We start from the raw sequence: 23,738 nt of genomic DNA, 5'->3' as shown, positions 1-23,738 counted from the left end.
TGTCCCGCACCTAATAATTCTAGGAAGAGCATACGCATCAGAATATCCGGAGAATAGAAGGTGTTTGCGAGCAGCGTCCATATTTCTTACCTCATCGGCAGCCAGTCATGGTCCGGTAAATTCTTGGCGAGTTGTCGAATCGCGACACATGTGCGAGCACGGACTGAATCTTTCGTGTAAAGTCATCCGCGGTTCGATCAAGCAGGATTCCAATCATGGTGCCGCTGTGCGCGACTATCACCCCGAGAGCGTCGGTGGCCTGCGATGCTTTCAACATCGAGTTCAGATGCTTCTTTGGAGTCCGCTCCTGATGCAGGAGAGCGCTGGCAGTGGCTATTTTGCCTATCGTCGCCGCGTCACCCCGCGGAATTGCTATCCGTGCGCGGTCCAGGAGTCCTTGATATTCTGCTCTTCGACTGGCGGAGATTTCACCTCGCCGTTGATCATAATCGACGGTTTTGATCGTCCCTCCTTCATCGATACCAACGATCGCAAGCGGCGGCATTTGGCCAAGGAACGAGAGAAGGTTACATGCTCGCTGTTGGTATGCAACCACACCCGGGTACATCACCCCGTCGGATGGCTCGATGTCCGCCATTAGCTTTTCGATCAACAGTGTCCGGATTCTACGCTTAAAGCAGCAGGCGATTGACCGTGCAGTCGCAACAAGATCGGCCGACGAACTCGCGAGTCCTTTGCCTTCAGGGAGCTCAGATTCCAAAAGGAGGATTCCTCCTGAGGCGCCGAGCGCAATCACGAGATTCTCAGCCAGCCGTTTCGCTTTGATTTTATGTGACGGATAAACGCTTACGGATTGTGTGCCTGCCATCGGCATGAAGTGAGCTCGCGCAAAGAGCGCGATAGGCATTGTGATCAAGAAGTGAGGGTCCCCGGGAACGGAACCGACCGGCAACTGTCCTTGGAGCAACTCGCCGAATGTGCCGCAACAAAGCGCGTCGCTAGAATAAACCCGTGGCTGTTGTCCGTCGTCGGCGATATTCTGGGCCGCATCTACGCCATCAAAGGTCTGATGATACAGGTACGGCCTCCAAACTTCATCGGCGGCCGCCTCGAGAAGTTCTCTAGTCGACATGCTCGCCCCGCCGGAGCCGATAGGATGGGTAGAATTTTGGATCGCCATATCACTTCCGCGTCAGGTACATTGAGTTGATCAGCCACTACGAGAACCTGAGGGCGCTGGCTGCCTGAGCAGGCGCCACAGTCCGCCGCTCCGGCAAACACGGGGCTGGGCGGACGCAAAAGTCACTGCCAAGCCATTTTACTGAACTCAACAAGTCAGGTTCGCCCCCTCCGGAAGAATGGAAAAACGTCCGGAGGGGTCTGTCATTGAAGGTTCCCCGCTATGACGGAGGTGACGCCTTCACTATCGGCACAAAACAGTCGCCGCTATCCACGGCCTATCAGGTCCACCAGAGAACAAGATCCGGCCGCGCAAACCCGAAAAAGCAATTCAGCACCAGGCGACGCTTTCCGTCGCCTGATTGACCGGTAACCCCGTGAACGAAGCCGCCATCGATTAGGGCGATATCCCCGGCCTTGAGCTGGAACTCGCGGCACGGGACGGCCTCAAGATAGGCTGCCGAATAGGGATATCCAGTGGTCTCCACACCCTGCGACTTTCGGTCCGCAACTGTCGGCTTATGGCTCCAGAGCCTCAGATTGCCCCCGTGCTCGGACATGCTGGGATAGAGGTTGAGCGCTGCGACCGTATTGTGCGCCACCGCAGAAAGCTCGTAATCATCGCCAGCACGTAAGACTTGAGCGACGTCGTCGTGGGGATCCAAGGAAAACGTGCCACTGCCTGACCAACTGAGAGCGCGACAGACGTTGGCCTGACCGCGTTCCGAACGGGCGAGCCGCAATTCAATACCCTGGTTGTGAAGCTCTCGCTTCAACGCGCCGAATATTGCTCGGACCGGGTCAACCAAATTCTTAAAAAGGGCCTCGACGTAAGGTCGCGCAGCTTCCGCATCTGCGAAATAGGTGGCTGCATCCTTCCTGTAGTGAGATGCGCCGACATATTGTCCGGGCACACCATCTCTACGCTCTCTGAGACCGGAGCTTCCAATAAAGTTCGTGGTGATCTCCTCGGCTACTTCGGTGCTGAAAGCTTGCTTGACGTGCAGAGCGGTGAGCTCACCTTTCAGGACCGAGATGATCTCCCCCGTGTTGATCGACCCGGTCCGTTCTTTGATCGAAACCGGGGAGATGGCTGGCACTTGAGTTATCTGCTTAGGCATTGTCTTGCTCCTGTAGTGCGTGATCAAGGATGGTGATGCCACGATCGAGTTCGGCATCGGTGATGGTTATCGGCGGGAGGACTTTGATAACGTCGCGATTTGGCCCCGAGGATTCGATAAGAAGGCCATTTTCGAATGCGACATCGTGCACGCGGCCGACAAGTGCCGGTGAACGGCATTTCAGGCCGGCCATCAGGCCGCGCCCGCGCTTTTGTTGGATGTATCTGGGAAATTTCGCAACCAGGCGATCGAGGTGCGTTTGCAGCCTGACGGCTGTCCGCTCGACACCTGCAGTAAATTTCCTATCCGACCACATCTTGCACATGGCTCCTGCCGTCACGAAGGCGAAATTGTTGCCTCTGAAAGTCCCGCTATGTTCTCCGGGCTTCCATATGTCCAAGTCGGGTCGAATCAGAACGATGGAAAGCGGGCTACCTGAACCGCTTAGGGACTTGGAAAGACACACAATGTCCGGTTCGATTTTTGCGGACTCGAATGAAAAGAAATCGCCAGTTCGGCCCGCACCCGCCTGAATATCGTCGACGATAAAAACAATGCCGTGAGTACGGCAAATGCGCTGAATTTCCGTGAGCCAAGCTGCGGATGCGGCGTTCATGCCGCCTTCTGCCTGGATGGTCTCCAGAATGATTGCGGCCGGCTTTTCTATTCCGCTCCCCGGGTCGCTCAAAACGCAGTCGATGTAACTGGCGGAATCGAAAGCTTGGCTCGGATAGCCGTCATAGGGAACACGGATCACATCGTGGCGAGCAACGCCTCCCAGTTCCCTGGTTGAGGCCGAGCCCGACACCGCTAGAGAGCCGAGCGACATGCCGTGGAACGCATTCGTAAAGGCCATGACGCTCGAGCGGCCGGTGTATTTTCGCGCCAGCGCCAGAGCCGCTTCGTTGGCGTTCGTGCCGGTCGGCCCAGGAAACTGAATCTTGTACGAAAGGCCTCTGGGTTTCAGGATCCAATCGACGAACCCTTCAATGAAGTCACGCTTTGCCGCCGTATGCATATCAAGTGACAGAAGAATGTTCTCACCGACGAGATATTCAATCGCCGGCGCCATGATATCCGGATTGTTGTGCCCGTAATTGAGCGCCCCGGACCCAACTAGGAAGTCGATATATGCGTTACCGGACTCGTCCCAGATGGTGGCCCCAAGTGCCCTCGCAAAGACCGCGGGAAACGACCGGCCATAGCGACGAACGTTGGACTCATGGGCCGTGAAAGGGTCGGTGTTCATATTGAGTCCTCTGCACATAGGTCGTCAAAGAAGAGAGCTGTTTAATGGCTAGTGGTTTGCGGTAGATGTTCGTCATCTAACATTGAGAGCAGAATGCCGGAGGAAGCTTTGGTTGGTCTGGTGATGCCGGGATCCTCATCGAATATTGTTGGGTTGCGTTGCCCTCCATTCGGATGCCTTCGGAGAATGTGCTGCAACAGGATGGTTTCTAAAGCTTCCGCGAAAGCACCGCTACTATGGCATCAGGTAGTTGACGTACCCACCCATCGCTACCCATAGCGCCTCCGGACAATGAATGGGTCCAAGGACGATTAGCAGGGTCGCGTCGCCAGAGGTTGTGTAGCTCGGCGCTAGCGAAGCCGCTCGCGAGCGCGCTCCTCAATAGCGCCGTAGCGAGCGAGCGGCTTTGCGGCGGCCATCAATATTCGCCGTTCAACCTCGGGCTGCGGACACCAACCTGATTCAAGAAACTATTTGATGACCGATGACAGAGCGAAAGCCGCGCTCTCTTGGAGAAGACTGCGGATTCCGATCTCTTGCGCGAGATGATTGGCCCGAGCCGCCGGGTCAAGAGGGCGGGCCGCCGTGGGCGCCCTTGACGGAAAGCCCGTTTGTAGGCCAGGCGGAAGCAACCGAGAGACGCGCTGGCGAAGGGCCGAATCGGTTTCGAGAACGTCCACTACCGCGACGGCAACCATCCCCGGCCGCAGCTGGGGCTGCTGCCTTCAGGCGAGTCGAAAAGGAGATAGTCTGGGAGGGTAAAGGCGTTGACGAGGTGGGCCGTGAGTAAGCAATCAAGCGCTGATCGGGATCGACAACGCTGTTTCCGTCCGACCGAGGTTGACCTGTGATCGGCGTTACCTCAAGGCAGGCAGGCCGACAAGCTCGGTTGGAAGCCGAAGACCACTTTCGATGAGCTCGTCTGGGAATGGTCGAGGCCCACTGCCGCGCCTACGGGATCATGCTCGCGTAACGTGAAAACACGATCGCGTCGCCGGCAGGTGCATGTGCCGTGGGGCCATCCGGATTGCCAGGTACGCCCTCTCGGCCGGCATCCACTCAGGTCCGGTCGTTTGGGTCGGCGAATTCACACATTCTGCAAAGCAGAAAACCATCCGCTCCATTCATGCGGTCGACGATTTCGCGAAAAACTGGCTTTTCAAACAGAGCGGAGTAACCCTCATATAGAAGGTTGCCCAATACGTGACGCCGTTCAAAATCCATGGAGCACAGGGTAACGTCGCTGTTTGGAAGAAGAACATTCCGATACTGTCGTTCGTCCACGCAGGTTAGGGCTCCGACCACTGGCTGGCGTGGTGCAACGATCTTAGGGTCGACGCTTCCACCCCTACTGCTCATGGGCCGCGCTCTTATCAGTGCTTCGGTAGGAATAATGTCGGCTATATCTGGGTGGGGCTCGCCCAAAGCCACGAACCGGATCAAGGGGATATCCGCGTCGACGAGTTGACGAACCAGATCGCGATACTTGTCTCCGACCAGGCGGCTGTTCATGTAGGTGCCATCATCGAAAACATGAACCACGAATACGCCCAAGCGCAAGGCTTGCAATCGTTGCAGGTCCTCCCCGTTCATTCCCACCAGCGTCGTAAAAATCCTGATGCCATGGCCTTTGGCGAAGGCGTGCTCCACCATTTCGGTGCAGTCCGGATTGAGCCAAGGTTCGGAGTATCCCGCAAAACCAATGTCGACGGAAGCCGGTACGCGGGCTAGACACCGCTTGAAATCTTCAAGACCCAGATGACTCGCATGAGACACTTTTCTTTGCCGGACCGCGAACTTGTCCTGGGGACAATATGAACATCCTACGACACATCCCGTGGTCGTCGTTATCTCCAAAACCCTGCCGGCTGTGTTTGCTAAGCGAAGTTCCGGCAAAATCACTGGTGACGACTCCCATCTACTTACGTCGAAGCGCCACGATGGTGTGCCTTTGGCTTTCTGGCACCGCCTGCTGATCTACTGAGGCAACGCGGCCATCTACCCTTTTGGCAGCCTAAGCCGCCCGGTTCGCCGATTTGCCGGGCCGACTCCTCACAAACTTCGAGCGCGTCGGACCAGAGACAGCATTGCATCTTTCGAGGCATCACTCGCTCCGGAGATGTAGCCTCAACCGGTGATCGCTGGCCCATCGCCGAGATGCGCGCACAGCACCCTCGAACCCGCCGGAAAGAAGCTTTCTGGATGAGGTCGATCACCCCTTTCATCGAGCGAGTTCCGTGTTCTCATGCGGGTCAACCCTCACCCTATATTGCCGCACCTCGACCAGCAAAGGCCGTGCCAGTGCGCCTGGCGCGCAGTTACTGCGTGATGGGCTTCGAAAAGCCCGACAGGCCCAAGACGCTCCGCTGTTTTGAACCCGACATGTTTTCTGACGGCTGTCAGATTTGGACACACATCACTCATGCGTCAGTCGCTTAAGACGGAATGGCGTGCTGAGTTCTGCAAATTCGCTGAGAGTGGGCGGTCATGACAGGGTGGTGTTCAACGTCACCGATTCCCTGGAAGGAACGCCGCCATGATCAAGACAGAAAGTAAGACCGCCAGCGCTGCCGTCAAAGACATTCTGCTTTGGAACCCGGATAGATTGAACGAGGTGATCCGCGCGGTCATGCAGGAGGTGCTCGAGGCCGAGATGGACGATGCGCTGGATGCTTCGAAGAGCGAGCGCACGCCGGAGCGTCTCGGCTATCACTCGCGCTACTACGGGCGGAGAACTAGCTGCGCAACCTACTGCCGTTCGATAATCCCAAGTTCCAAAGCTTTTACAACAGCTACCGTTCTGCTGGTCGCATCCAACTTCCGCATTACATTTTTTAAATGGAAATCTATCGTATTTCGTGATCTGCCTAAAATAGTTCCTATTTCCCATGACGATTTTCCTTGTGACACCAAATCAATGCACTCTATTTCTCTCGCAGACAGGCTATGAACTTGTTCTGACGCAGTCGTAGTGTCGAACTTCGTAACCATCAGATGAAACCGTAGCGCGGCCATTTGCAGGTAGGTGATCGTTCTATTTAGCAATTCGCAGTCCGAGGATTGAGCAAAACTCATAAACCTAAAGCTGTCAGCAGGGCCATGTAAAGGGACGGTAACGCCTGACCTCAAGCCGAATGTTGCTGCTTCGTCCAAGACGCGGCGTCCATCTTCAGTTATGCTTTTATCGGTATACACCTCGCTCCATCGAAAGGCCCCTGCCTCCTTTCGACCTTTCTTGATGAGCGGGTCTATTTTGGCATAGCCCATTCTCGAGTAGCGCTCCTGCCATTCAGCAGGATAATTCCACATCACCACAGAATCCTGTCGGTTCGGCTTGAAAACCCTCTGTTTTGATGCGAGCGGGCCATAGGCAATCCAAGGGCAATCGAACTTCAGCGCAAACGCGGACAACAGTTCGAACAACCGTTCGGATTGAGCGATACCATCAGTCATGTTGAGGAATAGACCTAACTCGAGTTCAATCCGCGGGAGTTTCACGATCTCTCCTTCAGTTGCGTCCTCAGGTGCACAGCTCCAGCCCAGCATCGCAACATGCGTAGTGAACGGATCGACAGCCGGAGTTCTCTTCCGCCACCTAAAGACGTGGCATCAAGAGTCGTGCCACCTTGCGAGCGGAGCTTTTTCAGGTTGTAAACCGACTGGAGCGAGGTACCCAGGAGGCGAACCGAACAGCACTGTGTCGGGGAGCGCACAATCCGACAGTCGAGCATTCGATTGACCGGATGTGGGCAGGAAAGTATTCGCGGCGCGTTGGATCGCGGCTGACTTTCTCCAGGCTCGGCAACCTGCTGAATTTGTCCTTCGGCTGTTCCCGCTCAATTGGCACGACCTTTGAAGCTCACATTGTGAGGCGCCAGGAGCTGCCCGCCAAAATTGATGCTGTTGTGGGGGAGGTCGAAAATTCCAGCTTTGTCATTTAACTTCTTTGGGAGCGAGCGTGTTGATGCGCCCGCTTGGAAACTATGAAACGTTTCCCCGTCCATGGGCGCGGCGCCACTTGTCGCGACGTTTTCGCCTTCACTGTTCGCCTCTGGAACAGGCAGCCGGCCCGGCTCGCGATCATCATGACCGCGATGCTCGCCTCCACGCTGGCTGACGTGTTGATGCCGCTCTATTCTGGCCGACTCATCGACGCTGTTTCTCGTGCTGCTAATGCGGCAGCACCAGCTTGGGATTCAGCTGTTGCAGCATTCTCTGTACCGATTGGATTGGCACTCGGTGGCATTGCGATGCGCCACGTCGCCTTCATTGGCCTGAGCGACCTGGTGTTGAAAATGATTTCCGATGTCGCGACCGAAGCGTTCCATCATGTGCAGCGCTTTTCGACAGACTGGCATGCAAACAGCTTCGCCGGCTCGACAGTGCGCAAGATAACGCGCGGCATGTGGGCGCTCGACCTCCTCAACAGCACGATACTCGTCACGCTGCTCCCGTCGTTTGTCATCTTGATCGGCTCGACGGTGCTGCTCGGCTGGCACTGGCCGGTCATGGGCGTGATCTTTGCTTGCGGCTCTCTCGTCTACCTTGCGTTTTCGATTTCGCTGTCGCTCGGCTATGTCGCGCCAGCGGCGAGCCTTGCCAACCGATGGGACACAAGGCTCGGCGGCGCGCTTGCGGACGCGGTCAGTTGCAACGCTGTGGTCAAGGGCTTCGGCGCAGAGGTTCGCGAAGACGAGCGGCTTGCAAATATCATGACGAAATGGCGGCACCGCGCGCGCCGGAATTGGGTGCGGGTAACGATCATCGGCTCAACCCAAGGCGTCACTTTGGTTGCGCTCAGGGTGGCGGTGATCGGATATGCCCTGCTTCTATGGTCTCGCGGACAGGCAACGCCAGGCGAGATAGCATATGTTCTCACGTCCTTCATCGTCCTACAGGGCTATCTACGTGATGCCGGCATACATGTCCGCAACGTGCAACGCTCGGTTAATGATATGGAAGAACTGGTGGCCATCCACAATCAGCCGCTGGATGTTGCGGATCGTCCAGAGGCCAAGCCGATCCGGATCACGAAGGGCCGTATCGATTTCGAGAACGTCCACTTCCGCTACGCCGACCATCCCCTGCCGCTCTATAGCGAATGTTCGCTGTCGATTGAAGCTGGCCAAAGGGTTGGGTTGGTTGGACCCTCCGGTTCCGGCAAGACAACATTCGTGAAGCTCATCCAGAGACTCTATGACCTGAGCGGCGGCAGGATCCTGATAGACGGCCAGGACGTCTCCGAAGTAACCCAAGAGTCGCTCCGTTCGCAGATCGCGATAGTGCAGCAGGAGCCTATCCTGTTTCACAGGTCGCTTGCCGAGAACATCGCCTATGGCCGGCCTGGCGCGAGCCAGGCCGAGATCGAGCAAGCGGCACGGCTGGCCAGTGCGCACGACTTCATCGCGCCCCTGCCGAAGGGCTATGGGACATTGGTCGGCGAAAGGGGTTTGAAGCTCTCCGGCGGCGAGCGCCAGCGCGTGGCGATCGCGCGCGCCTTCCTCGCGAACGCGCCGATCCTTATTCTGGACGAGGCCACATCGAGCCTCGATTCGGAATCCGAGGTGCTCATTCAACAAGCGGTGGATCGGTTGATGGTGGGTCGAACCACACTCGTCATCGCACACCGGCTGTCGACGGTCCGCTCGCTCGATCGGCTGCTCGTCTTCGACCGTGGCCGCATCATGGAGGACGGCGATCATGCCGCGCTGATCGATCTCGATGGTGGCATTTACCGCCGCCTCTTCGAACGGCAGGCGTTGGAACTAGCGAAGGGCCTGGCCTGAGCGCCAACCGGGTTGCGCGATGCGCCGAGCCGTTGCCGGAGAGGCGTGTGGCAGTGAGGCCTTACCGACGAGCCGGGGGCGTTACGGCCGGCAAAACCAGCACGGCCGGACTGTCCGCCGAGCGGGCGGGCGGGAATGCACCACGTCTAAGCTTCGGCGAATGCCCGCAGTTACACGCGGGCACCGAATTGTCGCGCCTCACGGCGAACGCACCAAAAGGGCGGGAATGTCGACGGTCATTTGGGTCCGGGAAGTGTGCGGCCCTCGCCGTTACCCACATTTCGCCAAAGAAAGCGAAGTCAACGCACATTGAAGAGGGCGGTGCTTCCCGGCCGGCCGGGAGCCCTGTCGCTGGCCCAACCTGCCGCACGCCGGCACGTCAACGCATCAAACTCCCTTCGGTTCGCAAAGGCGTCCCTCGGAGACCCGGAAGCGCAGGAGCTCCGACCGCAGTCTTCGCTCAACTCTCGCCATCTGTTCCGGGGGATTGGATTCCGTTCCCTTGCTAACAGAGTGACAGCTGAGCACGAACTCGCCGGCCTCGTGTCTTTCGATTACGGCCAACGGCCTTAGGAAGAGATTGGATTCGCCGGCCCTCTGCGGAGCGAATGAACAGTTCTACAGATCATCGACGTCCGCGAAATTGACCTCGGCCTTTCCGGCCCAGCGCTGAAACGATGTTATGCACGTCCGGTACGGCAGGACGGCGGAATCGCAGTCTGCCGAATGTCAGCCGTTGCGAAAGGTGTAGCCGTACCCGTTGATCGCCGGCGCGCCGCCTAGATGTGCGTAGAGGACCCTCGATCCCTCTGGAAAGAAGCCCCTCTGGACGAGGTCGATCATCCCTTGCATCGATTTGCCCTCGTAAACGGGATCGGTAATCATGCCCTCGAGCCGCGCGCACAGACGGATTGCCTCTTTGGTTTCCTCCGATGGAACGCCATAACGCGGGTACGCGTAGTTCTCGAGCAATACCACGTCTTCCTCGACAATTTCCGCTCCGAGGTGGACGAGCTTCGCTGTATTTCGGGCGATGCCAAGCACCTGCGCCTTGGTCTTGGCGGGCATGGCGGAGGCATCGATACCGATCACGTTGCGCTGTCGACCGTCCTTGTCGAACCCGACGAGCATGCCGCCGTGGGTTGAACCAGTCACCGTACAGACGACGATGTAGTCGAAGGCAAACCCAAGCTGCTTTTCCTGGGCGCGTACCTCCTCAGCGAACCCCACATAGCCCAGGCCGCCGTATTTGTGGACAGAGGCGCCGGCCGGTATCGCATAGGGCCGTCCTCCCCTTGCCTTGACCTCATAAAGTGCCTTTTCCCAGCTGCGGCGGATGCCGATGTCAAAGCCCTCGTCAACCAGGCGCACCTCTGCCCCCATGATGCGGCTCAAGAGAATATTGCCGACCCGGTCGTAGACGGCATCATCATGTGGGACCCAGCTCTCCTGGACCAGGAAGCATTTCATGCCGATCTTGGCGGCGACCGCAGCGACCATGCGCGTATGGTTGGACTGCACGCCACCGATTGTGACGAGCGTATCGGCATCTGACGCGATCGCGTCGGGCACAATGTACTCGAGCTTGCGCAGCTTGTTTCCGCCGAGCGCGAGACCAGAGTTGCAGTCCTCGCGTTTGGCGTAGATTTCCACCTTGTCGCCCAGATGCTTGCCGAGGCGGTCGAGCCTCTCGATCGGCGTGGGCCCAAAGGTGAGCGGATAACGTTCGAATTTTTCCAGCATGCTCTCTCCAGCAAAAAAGTACCTGAACCGGCTACGCACCGGTCAGCCCAAGGGTGTGTGTGATCAAAGCCACCCGTCTTTCGAAGCGGGTGCAGAAGACGTTCATCGTTATTGCAGCACCGAGTTTGTCATTGCGACAAGCAGACCGCATCCGGCGTGCTGCGATGACTCTTATGTGCCTAATCGACCCAACACCCGCATCTCCTTGGCCTAAGGACAAACCGAATGTGGTCGCGTCCCACTGCCAAATACAGATCCCCTATATCGATCAGCTCAGTGATCAGAGGGTTACCAAAAGTGGTGTGGGCCTGAGCACTGATCATGTCATTCGCGCGTCAAAGCAGCAGCACATGCTGGGTAATTGACTTAGCTCGGACACAGCTGAAATTTCATTCCGCAGCTGATCAGAGTTCAGACGACTGATACCCGAGCTTTCCTGGAACCATTGACATGCTGGCCCCTGTGGCGAGTTCCACGAGCGCGGCTAGACTGCCGGATCAGAAAGAGTAGGCGGCCGAAATAGCAGGCCTGAAGCAGCAGCGAACAGGCCAGCGTCGTGACGACTGCCACACGGGGCGAATGCGAAGCGAAGTAAACCATCGACGCATTGCTGCACAGGATCAGCCCCACAAGCCGACAAAAGATATGAAGTGTAACGCCGTTCTCCTGGTTTTTTCGCCAGATCATGTTGCGAGCTCGTCGGCCGCAACATGCGTCTGGCAGTTCTTGGGGCAGACGCGGCCGCAGGCTCCGCAGCCGATGCAGCGGCCGGCATCATCGACAACCATGATCATGCGATTGAGCTCGCCGTCGAAATCGTCGTCTTCGTCATCGCAGGGGCCGAGGATTTCACCCGCGTCATTGACACCGTGAAGATGCATGACATCGCGCGAGCAGACCTTGAAACAACGGCCGCAGCCGATGCAGGTCTTGCTATCGATGAAGGTCAGGTACGACGGCATCCAAATGGAGCCGTCACGGGTGGTGAATGTGCGCGTCATCCTAAATTCTTCATTGAAGCGAGTTCTCTCTTGGCAACATCCAACTCGGCATAAACGGCGTGGGTTTTCTCGGCGACTTCCTGTATGTCGGCCCACTTGCCCGGCAGACCCTCGACAAGGTCCTGCAATGCCATCTTGGCAATAGCTGCACGCAACTGGAGCTTTCGGACTTTATTCCTCATCTTATCTAGGTCTGACATAGATCCTTCCTGGAACAATGGTTTTCTTGATGCGCGCCATCTCGGGCTAGGCTTCAATGGCTGCAGTCGCATCGTCGACCAGTTTCGTACCGGCCTCAGCCAGTTTGCGGAAAGTCTCGAAGCCGAACCGGTGGACGTCTCGATAGAACGACCAACCGCCGGAAGCCCCCAGGGGTTTCATTCCGATTATTGGCGACGTCGACACGCCGGAGCGCTCCTCAATCGCAAGCGCCACGGCGGTGTAAAACATGTCGAGCCTCCACAGCGCGTCCGAATCAGGATCGCCGATGAGAGGGGTCGCACATTGCTGTTCCTTGGTGATGATGAATTCGGCCAGCAGCTCGGCGTCCGAATTGCCTTCCCATAAGCCGAAGGAATCCTGAGTACGGATCAGCCGCAGAAGGCATTTGACGAACGGGCGAGCAAGGGCTTCTTCGTCCTTGTTGACATCAGGGCCAACCGGTGCATGAGGCATTTCGTTGTTTCTCATTTCAGTCTTCGTCTTCGAGAGACGATTTCCTTTTTCTGCGATGCCCACTCCGGGCCCACTTGCGTGGCCGACGAATGGCTTGGGCGGGCCAACCCCACGCAAGAGTGCCCCGTGGCCGACCTCGACATGTCCACGAGTGCGAGACCTACGGCGCGAATTCGCGGCGCACATCGTCTGCGCCGCGATCCGACCGGTGGTCAACGCAATTGAAATCCAACCTGCCGCAAGCCGCCCGCCCTTGCTGCATCGACATACTTGCTGCGAAGCGAGCCTCGATGGGCGGATTGGCCAGTGTTCAATTCCAATTGTCATCCCCTTCGCGATCTTTGCTCAGGAAGTGACTGCGTTTTGAGTTTCGAAAGCCTTATTTTGCGGAGCCACACAGATATCTGCGTGACAGGCGGGCTCACCCGTGTAGTTGGCCAGGGCTTGGAGCAACGGGGTGAGGTAGTGCTGTTTGGTGTGGTCCGGCATTGGCTCCGGGTGGTCCAGCGATTTGATTGCCACCTCGATCAGCTCGATCGCGCGATCCTTGTTGCCGCTCTCGTAATAATACTGAGCGACCGGGATGTACCAACGGAATTTAAGGGGCCCGTCGCCTTGCGGAGGATTAAGTTCCAGGATCTGTTCTGAGAGCTCGTTGCCCATCGCAAAGCGATCATCATGCGGAAGATGGGAGTTGTCGATCGTGGGATCGAAGAGTTGGTTCAGCGCCATGACCATCCAAGACATCGCTTCGAACTTTTTGTCGATCGCGTCCTCGACCAATTGGCGCATAAGCGGCAAGCCGGTTTTGATGTCGCGCAGCTTGTGAAGCACAAGATCCGCATGAATCTGCCGAAAATGATAAGATTCTGGCATCACGGCGAGGCCTTCTTCGATGGCCAATAGTGCCGCTGTCCAATCCTCGTCCTGCATCGCCGGCCTAAGTTTGGCGTATATCGGCCGGGTCAGCGACCTTTCGCGCGCTATACTTTGGTTACGCGCGATTCGCTTTGCATCGGCGGCTTTCGCTTCATAGCTGCTGCGCCAGCTGCCGTTAAGGACTTTCGGCAAAACGTCATCGAGTTCCGCCGGGTGGCCGATAAAAGCGATGTGGCCGTCGCGGTCGACCACGAACGAGGTGGGAATCCCGATCGAAGAGCTGGGATCCATCCAGAGCTTGTTCATTTCGCCAGTGTAATCGAACGCGATACGATAATTCAGATTCAAGAACTTCTCGGTCAGCCAGGCATCCACCTTAGTACGTGCCTCGTCCGCGGTTGCAGCCCGTTCGCCAGCTGCGACTCCGATAATCTCAAATCCGCTGTCTGCATGTTTCTCCTGCAGTTCAACCAAATGCGGCATGGCCGTCACACATGGTCCGCACCAAGTCGCCCAAAATTCAACGAGGTAGACCTTGCCGGGCTTAAAGTTTTTGACGGGCTCGCCACGCAGCCAGTTCTCCACTTTGATCGGAGGAGCCGGGGACCCCATACGCAGTTCCATGATGTTCTTATCCAAAGCTACCCACACCTTTCGTGGCTTTTATGCGTAGTTGGTTCTCTGTCAGAATCGCAACACACGGATCAGGAGGCCATCGCTCGTCTTGCGCGTTTGCATGCGATTCAGCCCTCTCACAGTGTTGCCGCCCATCAAGCAGCAATGGGCGTGCCAACCCCTCTCAGCTCCGGTAAGCGGCGGGGAATGCTTTGAAAATTCTCCACGAGCCCAAACACGGCCGATTGTCGTGAACCTGACATGTCTTCTGCCGCTGTCGGGTTTCGCCCTCTTGAGCCAGCCGCTTTAGGACAGGTGAGAGCTTGGATGGCTCGCCTGTCATTAGACTGGCCGGCGTCCTCGAGCAGTGGCACTTTGGCGCCGGGTCGAAAGTGCGGGGCGGCTTGGTCCTCGTGCCGCCACCGCCGCGTGTGGATCCTTGCCTCGTGGACATAAATCACCACGCGGCTGGCAAGTCGGCGGCATTGGGCTCAATCAGCGCGGCGTTGAGCCCCGACAGAACATAATGCTGCACCAATGTATCGGATGCCCTTCGCTGCCTCCACTTCTGCAGCCAGGCGTCGAGCGACGCTACCTGCCCACGTTCGAGCGCGACTGCAGTAATCTGCGCCGCCGGATAGCCAGCCGCCATTAGAAGGTACGATTGGGTCGGATAGGCATTCTGCCAGCAAATGAGGTCCGCTGTATTTCCTCGCGATGGATCACAGGCGTTGTCGGGTGATCGGGCACTATGCAAGGCGCGTCACGCTGACTAGCGCCTCGAACCACACCGGTAAAGACGGCGAGGCTAACACGACGGATATCGCAAGATCCCTTGAAATGTCTCGTTCCCCCGGCGGAGCGCGTCCAGCTCACCTTGCGGGCGTACCAGCGCCGAATGGGTACGCACGACGTCAACCTGCCTTTGGGCCCAGAGCCTCCTTGCCCTAGCCGCATGTGCCCCGGCTGGTCGAGAATTTCTGGTCGTCGAGCAGTAGAACTCTTTCACATGATGGCGAATGCGCGGCGTCCAGTGGGAGAACACCTCGGCATAAAGAGCGTTACTTCCCGGGCCGACGGTGGTGAAGCATAGCGCCCCGGTCGGAGCTATTTGCCTGAGGGGCGGAGGTCCTCTTGCGCAAAAGACACGTCCTCCCAATCCGCAAGCGGTCCTGTTCGGCGCTATCCGATGTCCGACAACGTCGGAGGCGTAACGTAGCTGAGCAAGATCTATCGCTTTGCCTCGAACGATTCTCATTTGGCATGGCGCGTGCGCGTTGATCCGCAAACCCCGCCATGAGGCGAAATCGGAGCTGGCCGCCACTCCACTTCCTCCTACCACGAGAGCAGACGGGAAGCAGCGCCTTCAAATGAGGAACAAAATCACTTTACCTCGAATCTTGCCTCTCGACTACAACCGGACCCATGGAACCGCGTCCGCGACCATACAATGAGTGCGCCCCGAGGCAATTGCCCAGCGCAAAATGGCTACGCGCGATCACGCCATGCATCCAGGCTAACGAAGGCACCTCGGAGAGCCTCGCCGCCATCATCGAGACCTATCTAAGCCCACTTGAGCCAGCACAAAGGAATTTCAAACATGCACCAAGATACCGTCCGTGGGAGAGCTTTCGCCATGCCCCTGACCAGCCCAGCCTACCCACCCGGCCCATATCGCTTCAGCAACCGGGAGTATCTGATCATCACATATCGCACCGATCCGCAAAAACTGCGCGACCTTGTGCCGGAGCCGCTTCAGGTGTGCGAGCCTCTGGTCAAATTCGAGTTCATTCGCATGCCGGACTCGACGGGCTTCGGCGACTACACGGAAAGCGGACAGGTCATCCCTGTCTCCTTCTGGGGCCGCATGGGGAGCTACACCCACTGCATGTTTCTCGACGACCATCCGCCGACAGCGGGCGGACGCGAGTTGTGGGGCTTTCCCAAGAAGCTCGCCAGCCCAACGCTCCGAACAGAGACGGACACGCTTGTTGGCACGCTGGACTACGGCCCGGTCCGCGTCGCGACGGGTACGATGGGCTACAAGCACCGGGCCGCGGACCTTGCGAGCGTTAAGGCCTCGCTCGCCGACCCGAACTTCCTCCTCAAAATCATCCCGCATGTCGACGGCACGCCGCGCATCTGCGAACTCGTGGAATACCACCTGGAGGACATCGATCTGAGAGGCGCCTGGACCGGCCCGGCAGCCCTGAACCTCTGGTCGCATGCGCTTGCCCCCGTCGCCGAACTGCCGGTGCTGGAAGTAGTCTCGGCCGTACACCTCGTCGCCGATCTCACGCTCGCGCTCGGGAAGGTCGTCCACGACTATCTCGCGGAAGCCGAGCCTCGCCATCGGAAAGGAAGAAACCATGAACTTTCACAATGATATTTTGTTGAACCAGCGCGACGGGGAGCCGGTGGCCGGCTTATCGACAAGGTGGCGGTGATCGCCGAAGCCGCGAGCGGGGTCGGCAAGGAAAGCGCGGTTCGCCCGCGAGGGAGCAAGAGTGGTCCGCGGATCTTGATCACAGCGAAGTCCAACGACGGCGTCCGGGATCGATCGATTGACGAAAAATGGTTGCCAGGGTGAGAGGCAGGTGGAACGCGGCTGATGCAGGCAATCGAAACCTTCGGGCGCCTCGATGTCCTGTCAGCAACGCCGGCGTCCAGAACGTAGCGCCGCTTGTCGAGTTCTGCCACAAGGCGCTTCCCGCCCGTGATAGGCTCCATCTCAGGGGTGTCGGCGAACTCAATGTCACCAAAATCAGTGTAAGGCTCGGCCTGCTGTTCGGCGTCTGCCTCAGAGGCAGACGCTCGCCCCTGTCGCCGATATCGCCGTAAAGACTCGGCCGGCAGGGAGGTGGACTACGACCTACCTTGAACTTTGCTTTCTACCGTCGTCAGATGAAGCGAGCCGAAATGTTGCGCCGCGGTGCTGATGACAAAAATTCTCGGCGGCTCGAACTTTACCTCTCGCGCCTCGACGAGGAGGTTGCACGAAAAGCGCGGCCTTGCCCACTCGTCATCACAAGAGCGACACGGGCCGACATGGCGGCCGAAACGCTCACCTCATGCGCAACCTGGTTAAGAAGCTGGCGCAAACGGGGCCGAGCGAGGCGGAACTCGAGGGGACGAGGATGAAACGCCCAAATCCTCAAAGAGACGGCCCGCATCGAGAAAAGCCGTGCCTGCCGAGATCGGGCAAGGGCGGGTGGCCAACGCTACCCAGCCGTAGGGAAACCCGTGATCACGCTTTAGGCACCCAATAACGATAATGGAAAAATCTGCGCGAAACGGTCGCACCGGTATTGACATTAATTGACACACCCCGCGAACACTTGCATAAGCCACATAGCGGTAGTGACTAGGTGCATGCCGCACCCAATTTTTTCCCTAGGGCGAGGTCTGATCTATGGCGGCACTGGCAAAATTCAGACCAGTTGATTCCAGCCAACACGACAAGGACGAACTCCGCGAAATCGTCCGTGAGCGCTCTTTTCGATCCGGACGCTACACGCTCTCGTCGGGCATAGAGAGCGACATCTATTTCAATATGAAGCCTACCATGATGATGGCGCGAGGCGCGCAACTTGCCGCTCTTGAGTTCCTAAAAATCGCTGAGCAAGTGAAAGCAGAGTACGTCGGCGGCCTTGAAATGGGAGCGGTCCCCGTAATCGGATCGATGGCAGCTGTCAGCTCGGCGATGAACAAACCCATAAACACGATCTTCGTTCGCAAGACTCCAAAGCCTCATGGCACAAGGGACGTGATTGAAGGTCTTGGGCCCAAAGAAGATCTCGAGGGAAAAGTCGTCCTGATCGTTGACGACGTTGCCACAAGCGGCAAGTCGATATTGAAGGCGATTGAAGAGGTTCGCCGCGTCGGGGGCATTGTAGGTGACGCTGCTTGCCTCGTGGACCGCGACGAGGGAGCTACGGCGCTGCTAGCCCAACATGGGGTCACGCTGCATTCCGTTCTGCATGCGAGCGAATTTGTGGAACGCCACTGACAATCTCATACAACGGCTTTCCGGCGACCTAGCCTTAGAGGACATTCCGCGGCTTTGCAGCGAGTGCAGGCGCCTCGCGAGTAAGGGCGACTGCCCTTGCCCATCCTCACTGCTTTTGGTGCAACATATGCTGGCTGCCGTTCACCAGCGGCTTGACGCCATTGACCACCTTTCTGAGCAAGGCGCCATCAGACTGAAGGCCTTTACCGATTATCTGGCGACGGTCGTTCGAATAGCTTCAGAGCGCGGAGACGCGGCACCCTGGATCGATCTAGCCAGCCGGTTTAGCGCCCTTTTCGGTCCCGACGAGGTTGCCCATTAATCTAGTGCTTATCGCTTTCCATGAACGAGCAGCCTCGGCGGCATCGCGTCATGGATCGCCAGCGGCATGCCGGCCCATGATGCGAGCGTAAAAGCGCCGAGCAGCCGGTGCTGAATCTCGGACGTGACGACGCCGATTGGCGCGATGCGCGTTGGCACGGGCCCTCGTGCCTAACCATGGTGCGTTCCCATTCCGCGGCATCATGCTCGCGATCCCGTCTGTGCCGTGCTCAAGCAAGCGAGCCCGAGCGAACCGCCCTGGGGTGCGGATTTAGACAATCGTTGGTGGAGTTGGCTGGCGAATTGGCGAGTTCGGCCTTTGGTTGGAAGACCGGCTTGCGGCGGGCCAACGAAACGGAATTGGCGACACTGGAGTATGCCTTCACTGGGGTCGCGTCCTTACGCTGTAACGCGACGGTCAGCGAAGCCGCGCGAGCGCCCCCTCGATAGCGCTGAGCGGGCGAGCGGCTTCGGGGCGGGCGCAGGGGCTGGGTAGACCGGGCCGGACTCACCTAACTCACCGGGTCCAGCCACGACATGCATCGCCAAAGGCAAGGACCCTCCCCGCTGAGCGCGGGCTCAGCCATGGCCGCTGAGGCTACCGCACTCTTTCGAGTGAACGTAAGGACTTAACGAGCGTAGGGGAAACGTCCGCAGAATATACGATGTGCCTCAGGGCCCGAGTGCTTATTCGGTCAAGATGATCTGGGCTAAGGCTCCCGCGTTCGCCGCAACGAAGGCGTACATCATTCCCTGGATGCCACCGCCAATGAACAATAGTAGACCAGTTATATCCCGCTGCCCATTTCTTCGGCTACGAGGTCGGGCCGGCGCTCGATCAACGTACGGCTGATGAGGCCGAGATGCTCGGGATTGGTGCATGGCGCGCGCCCCAGAAGGCTGTCCAGGATGCGGCGCGCTCGCCAGGCCAGCAGGCCAAAGTTCGGATCAGCCAGCCCGCGCTGTCCAAGGCAGGCGTTCTGAACGAAAAGGCGTCTGTCTCGCGGTCCGTCCCAGTACACCGAAAAATCCTCGCCGGTGGCGAGCTCATTGCCGATCTGCTCGAGGCGATCTGCGATCGGTTCCAGGAAGTCCGGCAGCGCGTTCTCGTACCCCGTGGCCAGGATGACGATGTCGGCGGTTACTTCTCCGATGTTATCCATGCCGCGCTGCAGCGTGAGCCTGTGCCCCGCCCCTGCGTTGATGCAGCGCGACACGTTGCAACTTGGCCGCAGTTTGATGTCGCATTGGTGTGGCTCGAGAAAGGCGTGGTGATAGAGCGCCTGATAGACCGCGCGCAACGTGCTTTCTGAAATCCCATCGGAGGCAAGCGCGAAACGACGCAGGAACAGCTGGCGATGCACCTCGCTCATGGCCGCAAAACGATCCGAAAAGCAAGGCGTGAACAGCTCGTTTGTGAACGGGTGGTCGTCGAAAGGCATCTCGCGCGTCAAGACCCAAGTGATCGCCGCGGGCCGCCGTTCTTTCGGCCGGCCGACAAGGTGCAGCAGCAGCTCGGCTCCCGACTGTCCGCCGCCAACCACGCAGACATGCTTTTTGTGTACCTCAGGATGGATATGCGCTAGGTCTGATGAGTGGAACAGGTTGGGTCCAGTCCAGCCATGAAACTGAGGCGGAATTTGCGCCTGCTTGCCTATGTCGATGACGAGGTTTCTCGCATCAAGGACCGCGTTGTCCGTCCGCACGCGAAACTCGCCGTCAAAGCGGATTTCGCGAACGGCCTCGCCGCCACGGACAAGCGGATTCTTCTGGAACGCCCAGTTGAGATATTGAGCGAACTCGGCTCTGAGCACCCCGTGAAATTGCGCATTGAGGAAATTGTAAAGACGCCCGTTCTCGTGGAGGTAGTTTACGAATGTGTAGGCTGATCGCGGATTGACCAGAGTAACCAGATCCTGGAAGTGGCCGACCTGGAGCTCCGCGCAATCGAAAGCGCTGCCTGGATGTCCTCGGAAATCAACCTGCCGATCCAGGAACAGTGCCCCTTGCGCAATCTCTTCCTGTATCTGACACGCAAGGCTCAAATTAGACGGCCCAGCACCGATACCAATGCAAAAGAGGTCCACTTATCCTTGCTCCTCTAGGAGTGTTTTCCAACTCAGCGGCATGTGCGCGGCGACCGCCAGGCATTGAGCATTGCGAACCTCACAGGCATCGTTGAGCCGCGGTCCCGACTGAGAGGAAGGCAAAAGCCTGCGCGGCCTTCCAGATCTTGGGCTCAATGGGCGACATCGACAGCGGGCACCGCATCATCCGAACCCAAGAGCGAGAAGGACCGCGTGTGATGCTGTCGCGCAGCTCTCCGGATTTTACGGCGGCTCCTAGCGGCTGCCTCCACCCCAGGATTGGCTGTTTCCCGGTTACGACGGAAGCGGCTCTTTCTTCGAGGGGCGTAACCATGGATAACGGCTCGTAATGCGTTCGTAGACTCCCATGCATGCAGCGTGCCGGATAAAGAAAACTGTCAAACCAACGAGTTCTCGTAATTCCAGCTCGTCTGGAACCCGACATTGTCGCACGCCCGACGATCGGGCAGAGGAAGCTCCGCGGCAGCGGCCCTTGCACACCGCAGGCCTGACAGGGGGCAGCCGCCGATTTGACCCGCGTCCGGGTACTGATCAGGGGCCTTCCAACAGGGTTCGCGCCCCGAGGCGGGGGTCCCCTGGTACACCCGCCCTGTGGCTTGGCTGCGGTCTGCTGCAGCCGTTCGTCTTTACTGCCCGTTACAGACGATCTCGCACGAGTTGGATGCACGAGAGCGTCCTGAAGCAGTCGAGGCGTCCGGTTTGGCTCTGACAAGCATCGCACGATGTTCGCGGATCCAGCCATGTCTCCGCAATCCGACCGGTAACCGACGACGACTTCGGACTGGTTGGCGGTCCTACGACCTGATCGGTGTTCCTACGGAACTGATCAGCGAGCCAAAAACAGCGGCAATGTGGTCTTCTCAAAGCTCCAGCTCGGCGGACCGCCGAAAATCCGCTCACGCAGCCGACGGCTGCCATAAGCACCCATGACTATCATGTCGGCGCAGGTGTCGGCCGCGTGCTGCGTCAGCACTGTGGCCGCCGATTTACCGGCGCTCTTAAGCAGGTCAACCGAGACCCGAGCACCGTGCCGAGTAAGATAGGCAGCGATGTCTGCTCCAGACTGCGCACCTTTCCCGTTGTTTTGCGCCTTCGGATCGACCATAGCGACACAAACTTCCTCAGCAGCGGATAGGAGACTAAGAGCTTCCCGAACCGCACGCGAGGCCTCTACGCGCGAATCCCAGCCGACCAGCACGCGTCGAGGCGACAGGGTCGCCTTAGCGCCCTTCGGCACGATGAGCACCGGCTTTCCGCTATCGAACAAGCAGCCGTTGACAACAGGAGGTCCGAGAGTCTCATCGTTGAGGAGGTCTCCTCCAACGATCGTCAGGTCAGCGCAGAGCGCCCGCTGTCGTGCCACTTCACCGAGGCTAGCCGGATCGCAATAGTCGGTGTCAACGTCACAGGAAAGCGACATAGCTTTCAGCCGTTTGAGGATATCCGCGGACCGTCTTTCCATTCTGGTCACGTCCTGTGAAAATTTCTCGATTTGCTGAAATCGATAATTCGGTACTGCAATTGCCTGTGCACGTCCCGTACCCCACTCGGGGGGCGGAGACGACATCAAGAGCAATGGAGGCGGTATAATCAGTACAGATAGGTGCGCGCCGACCTCGGCACACAGTCCGGCAGCTGTTGAGAGGTCCTCATCAGAATGATCAGCACCCGTTACACTGAATATGCTTTTAAATTCCATTTGCCTGCTTCTCCTGGTCTTCGTTAGGAGCGTCTCAAAGCGGCAACACCGCTCTCAGCAGAGGAAGAGAGAGCGGCACCACATTCGACCGATTTCAGTCGTCCGGCTTCTCGAGCGAGTAGCCGGCCGACCTGACGGTGCGAATGACACTGCCGGGCAAGGCCGTTTTCAGCGCCCTCCTGATTCGGCTGATATGGACATCGACGGTGCGTTCACCGACATGAATGTTGGCCCGCCAGGCCGCCCCGATAAGCTCGTTCCGGCTGAAGACCTTGCCGGGGGCCTCAATCATAAGCCGCAGCACGTTGAACGCGATCGGTCCGAGATGGATGTCGTGGCCATTACCGCGAACCCGATGGGCATCGAGCTTCATCTCCAGGCCTCCACAACAAATCCAACTGTCGTTTTCAACCCCGTTGGAACCACGCTTGGTCAGCCCGAGCCTCGCCCGCAGGCAGTCGAGCAGCTTGGCCGGAGCCACTGGCCGCACAAAGCTCTCAACGCCTGCCTTCAAGAGATCGAGGTGCTGGTGCTCGGCGCCAGGTGCGATCAGGGCGATAATGGGCAGGTCGGTGGTGCGCGGTTCCCGCTTGAGGTGGGCGCAAATTGCGGGCCCGTTTATGCTGGCTGGGTCGCAATCCAGCACCACGGCCTGAAGCTCCCGTTGGTCGGCCAAGGCCAGCGCAGCCTTCGCGCCGTCTGCCGTCTCACTGCTGAAACCGTCCACCTCCAGTATGTGACTGTAGAGCAGATAGAACTCGGCATCTTGCGAGCAGATCAGGACCAGCGGCTTCTTCATCAGCGATACCCCAGCAACCTGGTCGGCCTCGAGCCCCTGGATCGAGGGGGCTGGCCAACAATTCTCGGTTCCGTCATGATGGCCTTTCTCGAAAATCGCGCCCATCATGCCAGCGCCACGTGGGGAAAGGCTTCGATGACTGCAATCCCATCGTCGACCAGCTTCGTACCGGCCGTGGCGAGCTTCAGGAGCGTCTCGAAGCCAAACCGGTGGACATCGCGCAGCGTTTTGGACAAAACGACCAACCGTCCGGTCGTGAAAAGCACCCGACCAAAACCCTCATGGCTCACCTGGATCATCGGCGATGCCATAAGGCCGCAGCGCTCCTCGATCGCAAGCCCGATGGCGGCGTAGTACTTGTCGAGCCTCCACAGCACGTCCGGATCGGGATCTCCGATGATCGGGATCGCCCGGCGCTGTTCCTTGGTAATGATGAAGTCGCCCAGCAGCTCGGCGTCCGCTTTGCGTTCCCACGAGCCATAGGAATCCTGAGCACGGATCAGCCGCACGAGGCATTTGACGAACGGGGTGCAAAGAGCCGCCTCGTCTTCGGTGACAGCTGGGGGGATTGCGGGGTCAGACATTTGGCGTCC

General features: G+C 58.4%; 20 protein-coding genes and 2 pseudogenes. 4 read left to right on the top strand and 18 right to left on the bottom strand.

Features of this window, described 5'->3' with window-relative positions:
• Nucleotides 1-91: 91 nt before the first annotated feature.
• The 5 genes and pseudogenes from EN859_RS29275 to EN859_RS29255 all read right to left on the bottom strand — a co-directional run.
• The gene (locus tag EN859_RS29275) at nucleotides 92-1,141 is read right to left on the bottom strand and encodes a hypothetical protein (RefSeq protein WP_126038084.1); all 1,050 of its coding nucleotides are present in this window, start codon (nucleotides 1,139-1,141) and stop codon (nucleotides 92-94) included.
• Nucleotides 1,142-1,421: 280 nt separating this feature from the next.
• Nucleotides 1,422-2,261: a hypothetical protein gene (locus tag EN859_RS29270; RefSeq protein WP_126038081.1), complete on the bottom strand. Its 840-nt coding sequence runs from the start codon at nucleotides 2,259-2,261 to the stop codon at nucleotides 1,422-1,424.
• Entirely contained in the window at nucleotides 2,254-3,510 is a 1,257-nt protein-coding gene (ectB, locus tag EN859_RS29265) for a diaminobutyrate--2-oxoglutarate transaminase (protein WP_126038077.1), read from the bottom strand. The genes EN859_RS29270 and ectB overlap by 8 nt, the downstream gene beginning before the upstream one ends.
• A 1,059-nt stretch (nucleotides 3,511-4,569) precedes the next feature.
• The gene (locus EN859_RS29260; protein ID WP_245525759.1) at nucleotides 4,570-5,286 is read right to left on the bottom strand and encodes an SPASM domain-containing protein; all 717 of its coding nucleotides are present in this window, start codon (nucleotides 5,284-5,286) and stop codon (nucleotides 4,570-4,572) included.
• 351 nt (nucleotides 5,287-5,637) lie between these two features.
• Nucleotides 5,638-5,741 (bottom strand): annotated as a pseudogene (locus EN859_RS29255) (aminocyclopropane-1-carboxylate deaminase/D-cysteine desulfhydrase family protein); the annotation flags it as partial.
• 305 nt (nucleotides 5,742-6,046) lie between these two features.
• Here EN859_RS29255 and EN859_RS29250 point away from each other — a divergent pair.
• A pseudogene (locus EN859_RS29250) lies at nucleotides 6,047-6,241 on the top strand (transposase); the annotation flags it as partial.
• A gap of 17 nt (nucleotides 6,242-6,258) precedes the next feature.
• Here EN859_RS29250 and EN859_RS29245 read toward each other — a convergent pair.
• Nucleotides 6,259-7,008 (bottom strand): LuxR family transcriptional regulator, encoded by a 750-nt coding sequence (locus EN859_RS29245; RefSeq protein ID WP_126038069.1) that lies wholly within the window; start codon nucleotides 7,006-7,008, stop codon nucleotides 6,259-6,261.
• Between the two features lie 485 nt (nucleotides 7,009-7,493).
• Between EN859_RS29245 and EN859_RS29240 the strand changes: the two genes are divergently transcribed.
• Nucleotides 7,494-9,296 carry an ABC transporter ATP-binding protein gene (locus tag EN859_RS29240; protein WP_126043834.1) on the top strand — a complete coding sequence of 601 codons (1,803 nt, stop codon included), beginning with the start codon at nucleotides 7,494-7,496 and terminating at the stop codon, nucleotides 9,294-9,296.
• 729 nt (nucleotides 9,297-10,025) lie between these two features.
• Here EN859_RS29240 and EN859_RS29235 read toward each other — a convergent pair.
• From EN859_RS29235 to EN859_RS37940, 7 genes are all read right to left on the bottom strand, one after another.
• A complete protein-coding gene (locus tag EN859_RS29235) occupies nucleotides 10,026-11,039 on the bottom strand; it encodes a 1-aminocyclopropane-1-carboxylate deaminase (protein ID WP_126038066.1) in 1,014 nt (337 codons plus the stop codon).
• Between the two features lie 411 nt (nucleotides 11,040-11,450).
• A complete protein-coding gene (locus EN859_RS29230) occupies nucleotides 11,451-11,639 on the bottom strand; it encodes an exopolysaccharide production repressor protein (RefSeq protein ID WP_245455198.1) in 189 nt (62 codons plus the stop codon).
• A gap of 83 nt (nucleotides 11,640-11,722) precedes the next feature.
• Nucleotides 11,723-12,040, bottom strand: a complete 318-nt coding sequence (gene fdxB, locus EN859_RS29225; RefSeq protein ID WP_126038060.1) for a ferredoxin III, nif-specific — start codon at nucleotides 12,038-12,040, stop codon at nucleotides 11,723-11,725.
• Entirely contained in the window at nucleotides 12,037-12,240 is a 204-nt protein-coding gene (locus EN859_RS29220) for a CCE_0567 family metalloprotein (RefSeq protein ID WP_095517143.1), read from the bottom strand. The genes fdxB and EN859_RS29220 overlap by 4 nt, the downstream gene beginning before the upstream one ends.
• Nucleotides 12,241-12,286: 46 nt before the next feature.
• A complete protein-coding gene (locus EN859_RS29215) occupies nucleotides 12,287-12,730 on the bottom strand; it encodes a DUF269 domain-containing protein (RefSeq protein WP_245455125.1) in 444 nt (147 codons plus the stop codon).
• 330 nt (nucleotides 12,731-13,060) lie between these two features.
• The gene (locus EN859_RS29210; protein WP_126038057.1) at nucleotides 13,061-14,218 is read right to left on the bottom strand and encodes a TlpA disulfide reductase family protein; all 1,158 of its coding nucleotides are present in this window, start codon (nucleotides 14,216-14,218) and stop codon (nucleotides 13,061-13,063) included.
• A 448-nt stretch (nucleotides 14,219-14,666) separates the two neighbouring features.
• Nucleotides 14,667-14,861 carry a hypothetical protein gene (locus tag EN859_RS37940; protein WP_029356503.1) on the bottom strand — a complete coding sequence of 65 codons (195 nt, stop codon included), beginning with the start codon at nucleotides 14,859-14,861 and terminating at the stop codon, nucleotides 14,667-14,669.
• Between the two features lie 948 nt (nucleotides 14,862-15,809).
• Between EN859_RS37940 and EN859_RS29200 the strand changes: the two genes are divergently transcribed.
• Both EN859_RS29200 and pyrE read left to right on the top strand, forming a co-directional pair.
• The gene (locus EN859_RS29200; RefSeq protein ID WP_126038054.1) at nucleotides 15,810-16,595 is read left to right on the top strand and encodes an acetoacetate decarboxylase; all 786 of its coding nucleotides are present in this window, start codon (nucleotides 15,810-15,812) and stop codon (nucleotides 16,593-16,595) included.
• A gap of 1,026 nt (nucleotides 16,596-17,621) precedes the next feature.
• Entirely contained in the window at nucleotides 17,622-18,218 is a 597-nt protein-coding gene (gene pyrE, locus EN859_RS29195; protein WP_126038051.1) for an orotate phosphoribosyltransferase, read from the top strand.
• Between the two features lie 330 nt (nucleotides 18,219-18,548).
• Here pyrE and EN859_RS38355 read toward each other — a convergent pair whose 3' ends face one another.
• The 5 genes from EN859_RS38355 to EN859_RS29170 all read right to left on the bottom strand — a co-directional run bounded on the left by EN859_RS38355 (nucleotide 18,549) and on the right by EN859_RS29170 (nucleotide 23,729).
• Complete coding sequence (locus EN859_RS38355) at nucleotides 18,549-18,698, bottom strand: hypothetical protein (protein ID WP_165778317.1); 150 nt, start codon at nucleotides 18,696-18,698, stop codon at nucleotides 18,549-18,551.
• Between the two features lie 629 nt (nucleotides 18,699-19,327).
• Nucleotides 19,328-20,626, bottom strand: a complete 1,299-nt coding sequence (locus EN859_RS29185) for a SidA/IucD/PvdA family monooxygenase (protein WP_126038045.1) — start codon at nucleotides 20,624-20,626, stop codon at nucleotides 19,328-19,330.
• Between the two features lie 847 nt (nucleotides 20,627-21,473).
• A complete protein-coding gene (locus tag EN859_RS29180) occupies nucleotides 21,474-22,346 on the bottom strand; it encodes a universal stress protein (RefSeq protein ID WP_126038042.1) in 873 nt (290 codons plus the stop codon).
• Between the two features lie 94 nt (nucleotides 22,347-22,440).
• Entirely contained in the window at nucleotides 22,441-23,253 is an 813-nt protein-coding gene (locus EN859_RS29175; RefSeq protein ID WP_245464790.1) for a response regulator transcription factor, read from the bottom strand.
• Nucleotides 23,250-23,729 (bottom strand): NifX-associated nitrogen fixation protein, encoded by a 480-nt coding sequence (locus tag EN859_RS29170; RefSeq protein WP_095517137.1) that lies wholly within the window; start codon nucleotides 23,727-23,729, stop codon nucleotides 23,250-23,252. The genes EN859_RS29175 and EN859_RS29170 overlap by 4 nt, the downstream gene beginning before the upstream one ends.
• Nucleotides 23,730-23,738: the final 9 nt, after the last annotated feature.

It is taken from the genome of Mesorhizobium sp. M00.F.Ca.ET.216.01.1.1, assembly GCF_004010325.2.
GTDB lineage: Bacteria > Pseudomonadota > Alphaproteobacteria > Rhizobiales > Rhizobiaceae > Mesorhizobium.
The sequence above is the reverse complement of the archived record's forward strand: the minus strand, read 5'-3'. Positions and strand labels throughout refer to the sequence as shown.

Bases quoted from the DNA above. Each gene is read 5' to 3' on its own strand.
- EN859_RS29220 (WP_095517143.1), bottom strand. From the start codon at position 12,240: ATGTCAGACCTAGATAAGATGAGGAATAAAGTCCGAAAGCTCCAGTTG.
- EN859_RS29170 (WP_095517137.1), bottom strand. From the start codon at position 23,729: ATGTCTGACCCCGCAATCCCCCCAGCTGTCACCGAAGACGAGGCGGCT.
- EN859_RS29270 (WP_126038081.1), bottom strand. From the start codon at position 2,261: ATGCCTAAGCAGATAACTCAAGTGCCAGCCATCTCCCCGGTTTCGATC.
- EN859_RS29235 (WP_126038066.1), bottom strand. From the start codon at position 11,039: ATGCTGGAAAAATTCGAACGTTATCCGCTCACCTTTGGGCCCACGCCG.
- EN859_RS29210 (WP_126038057.1), bottom strand. From the start codon at position 14,218: ATGGAACTGCGTATGGGGTCCCCGGCTCCTCCGATCAAAGTGGAGAAC.
- fdxB (WP_126038060.1), bottom strand. From the start codon at position 12,040: ATGACGCGCACATTCACCACCCGTGACGGCTCCATTTGGATGCCGTCG.
- EN859_RS29180 (WP_126038042.1), bottom strand. From the start codon at position 22,346: ATGGAATTTAAAAGCATATTCAGTGTAACGGGTGCTGATCATTCTGAT.
- EN859_RS29175 (WP_245464790.1), bottom strand. From the start codon at position 23,253: ATGATGGGCGCGATTTTCGAGAAAGGCCATCATGACGGAACCGAGAAT.
- EN859_RS37940 (WP_029356503.1), bottom strand. From the start codon at position 14,861: ATGGCGGCTGGCTATCCGGCGGCGCAGATTACTGCAGTCGCGCTCGAA.
- EN859_RS29240 (WP_126043834.1), top strand. From the start codon at position 7,494: ATGAAACGTTTCCCCGTCCATGGGCGCGGCGCCACTTGTCGCGACGTT.
- EN859_RS29200 (WP_126038054.1), top strand. From the start codon at position 15,810: ATGCACCAAGATACCGTCCGTGGGAGAGCTTTCGCCATGCCCCTGACC.
- EN859_RS29215 (WP_245455125.1), bottom strand. From the start codon at position 12,730: ATGAGAAACAACGAAATGCCTCATGCACCGGTTGGCCCTGATGTCAAC.
- ectB (WP_126038077.1), bottom strand. From the start codon at position 3,510: ATGAACACCGACCCTTTCACGGCCCATGAGTCCAACGTTCGTCGCTAT.
- EN859_RS29230 (WP_245455198.1), bottom strand. From the start codon at position 11,639: ATGGTTTACTTCGCTTCGCATTCGCCCCGTGTGGCAGTCGTCACGACG.
- pyrE (WP_126038051.1), top strand. From the start codon at position 17,622: ATGGCGGCACTGGCAAAATTCAGACCAGTTGATTCCAGCCAACACGAC.
- EN859_RS29275 (WP_126038084.1), bottom strand. From the start codon at position 1,141: ATGGCGATCCAAAATTCTACCCATCCTATCGGCTCCGGCGGGGCGAGC.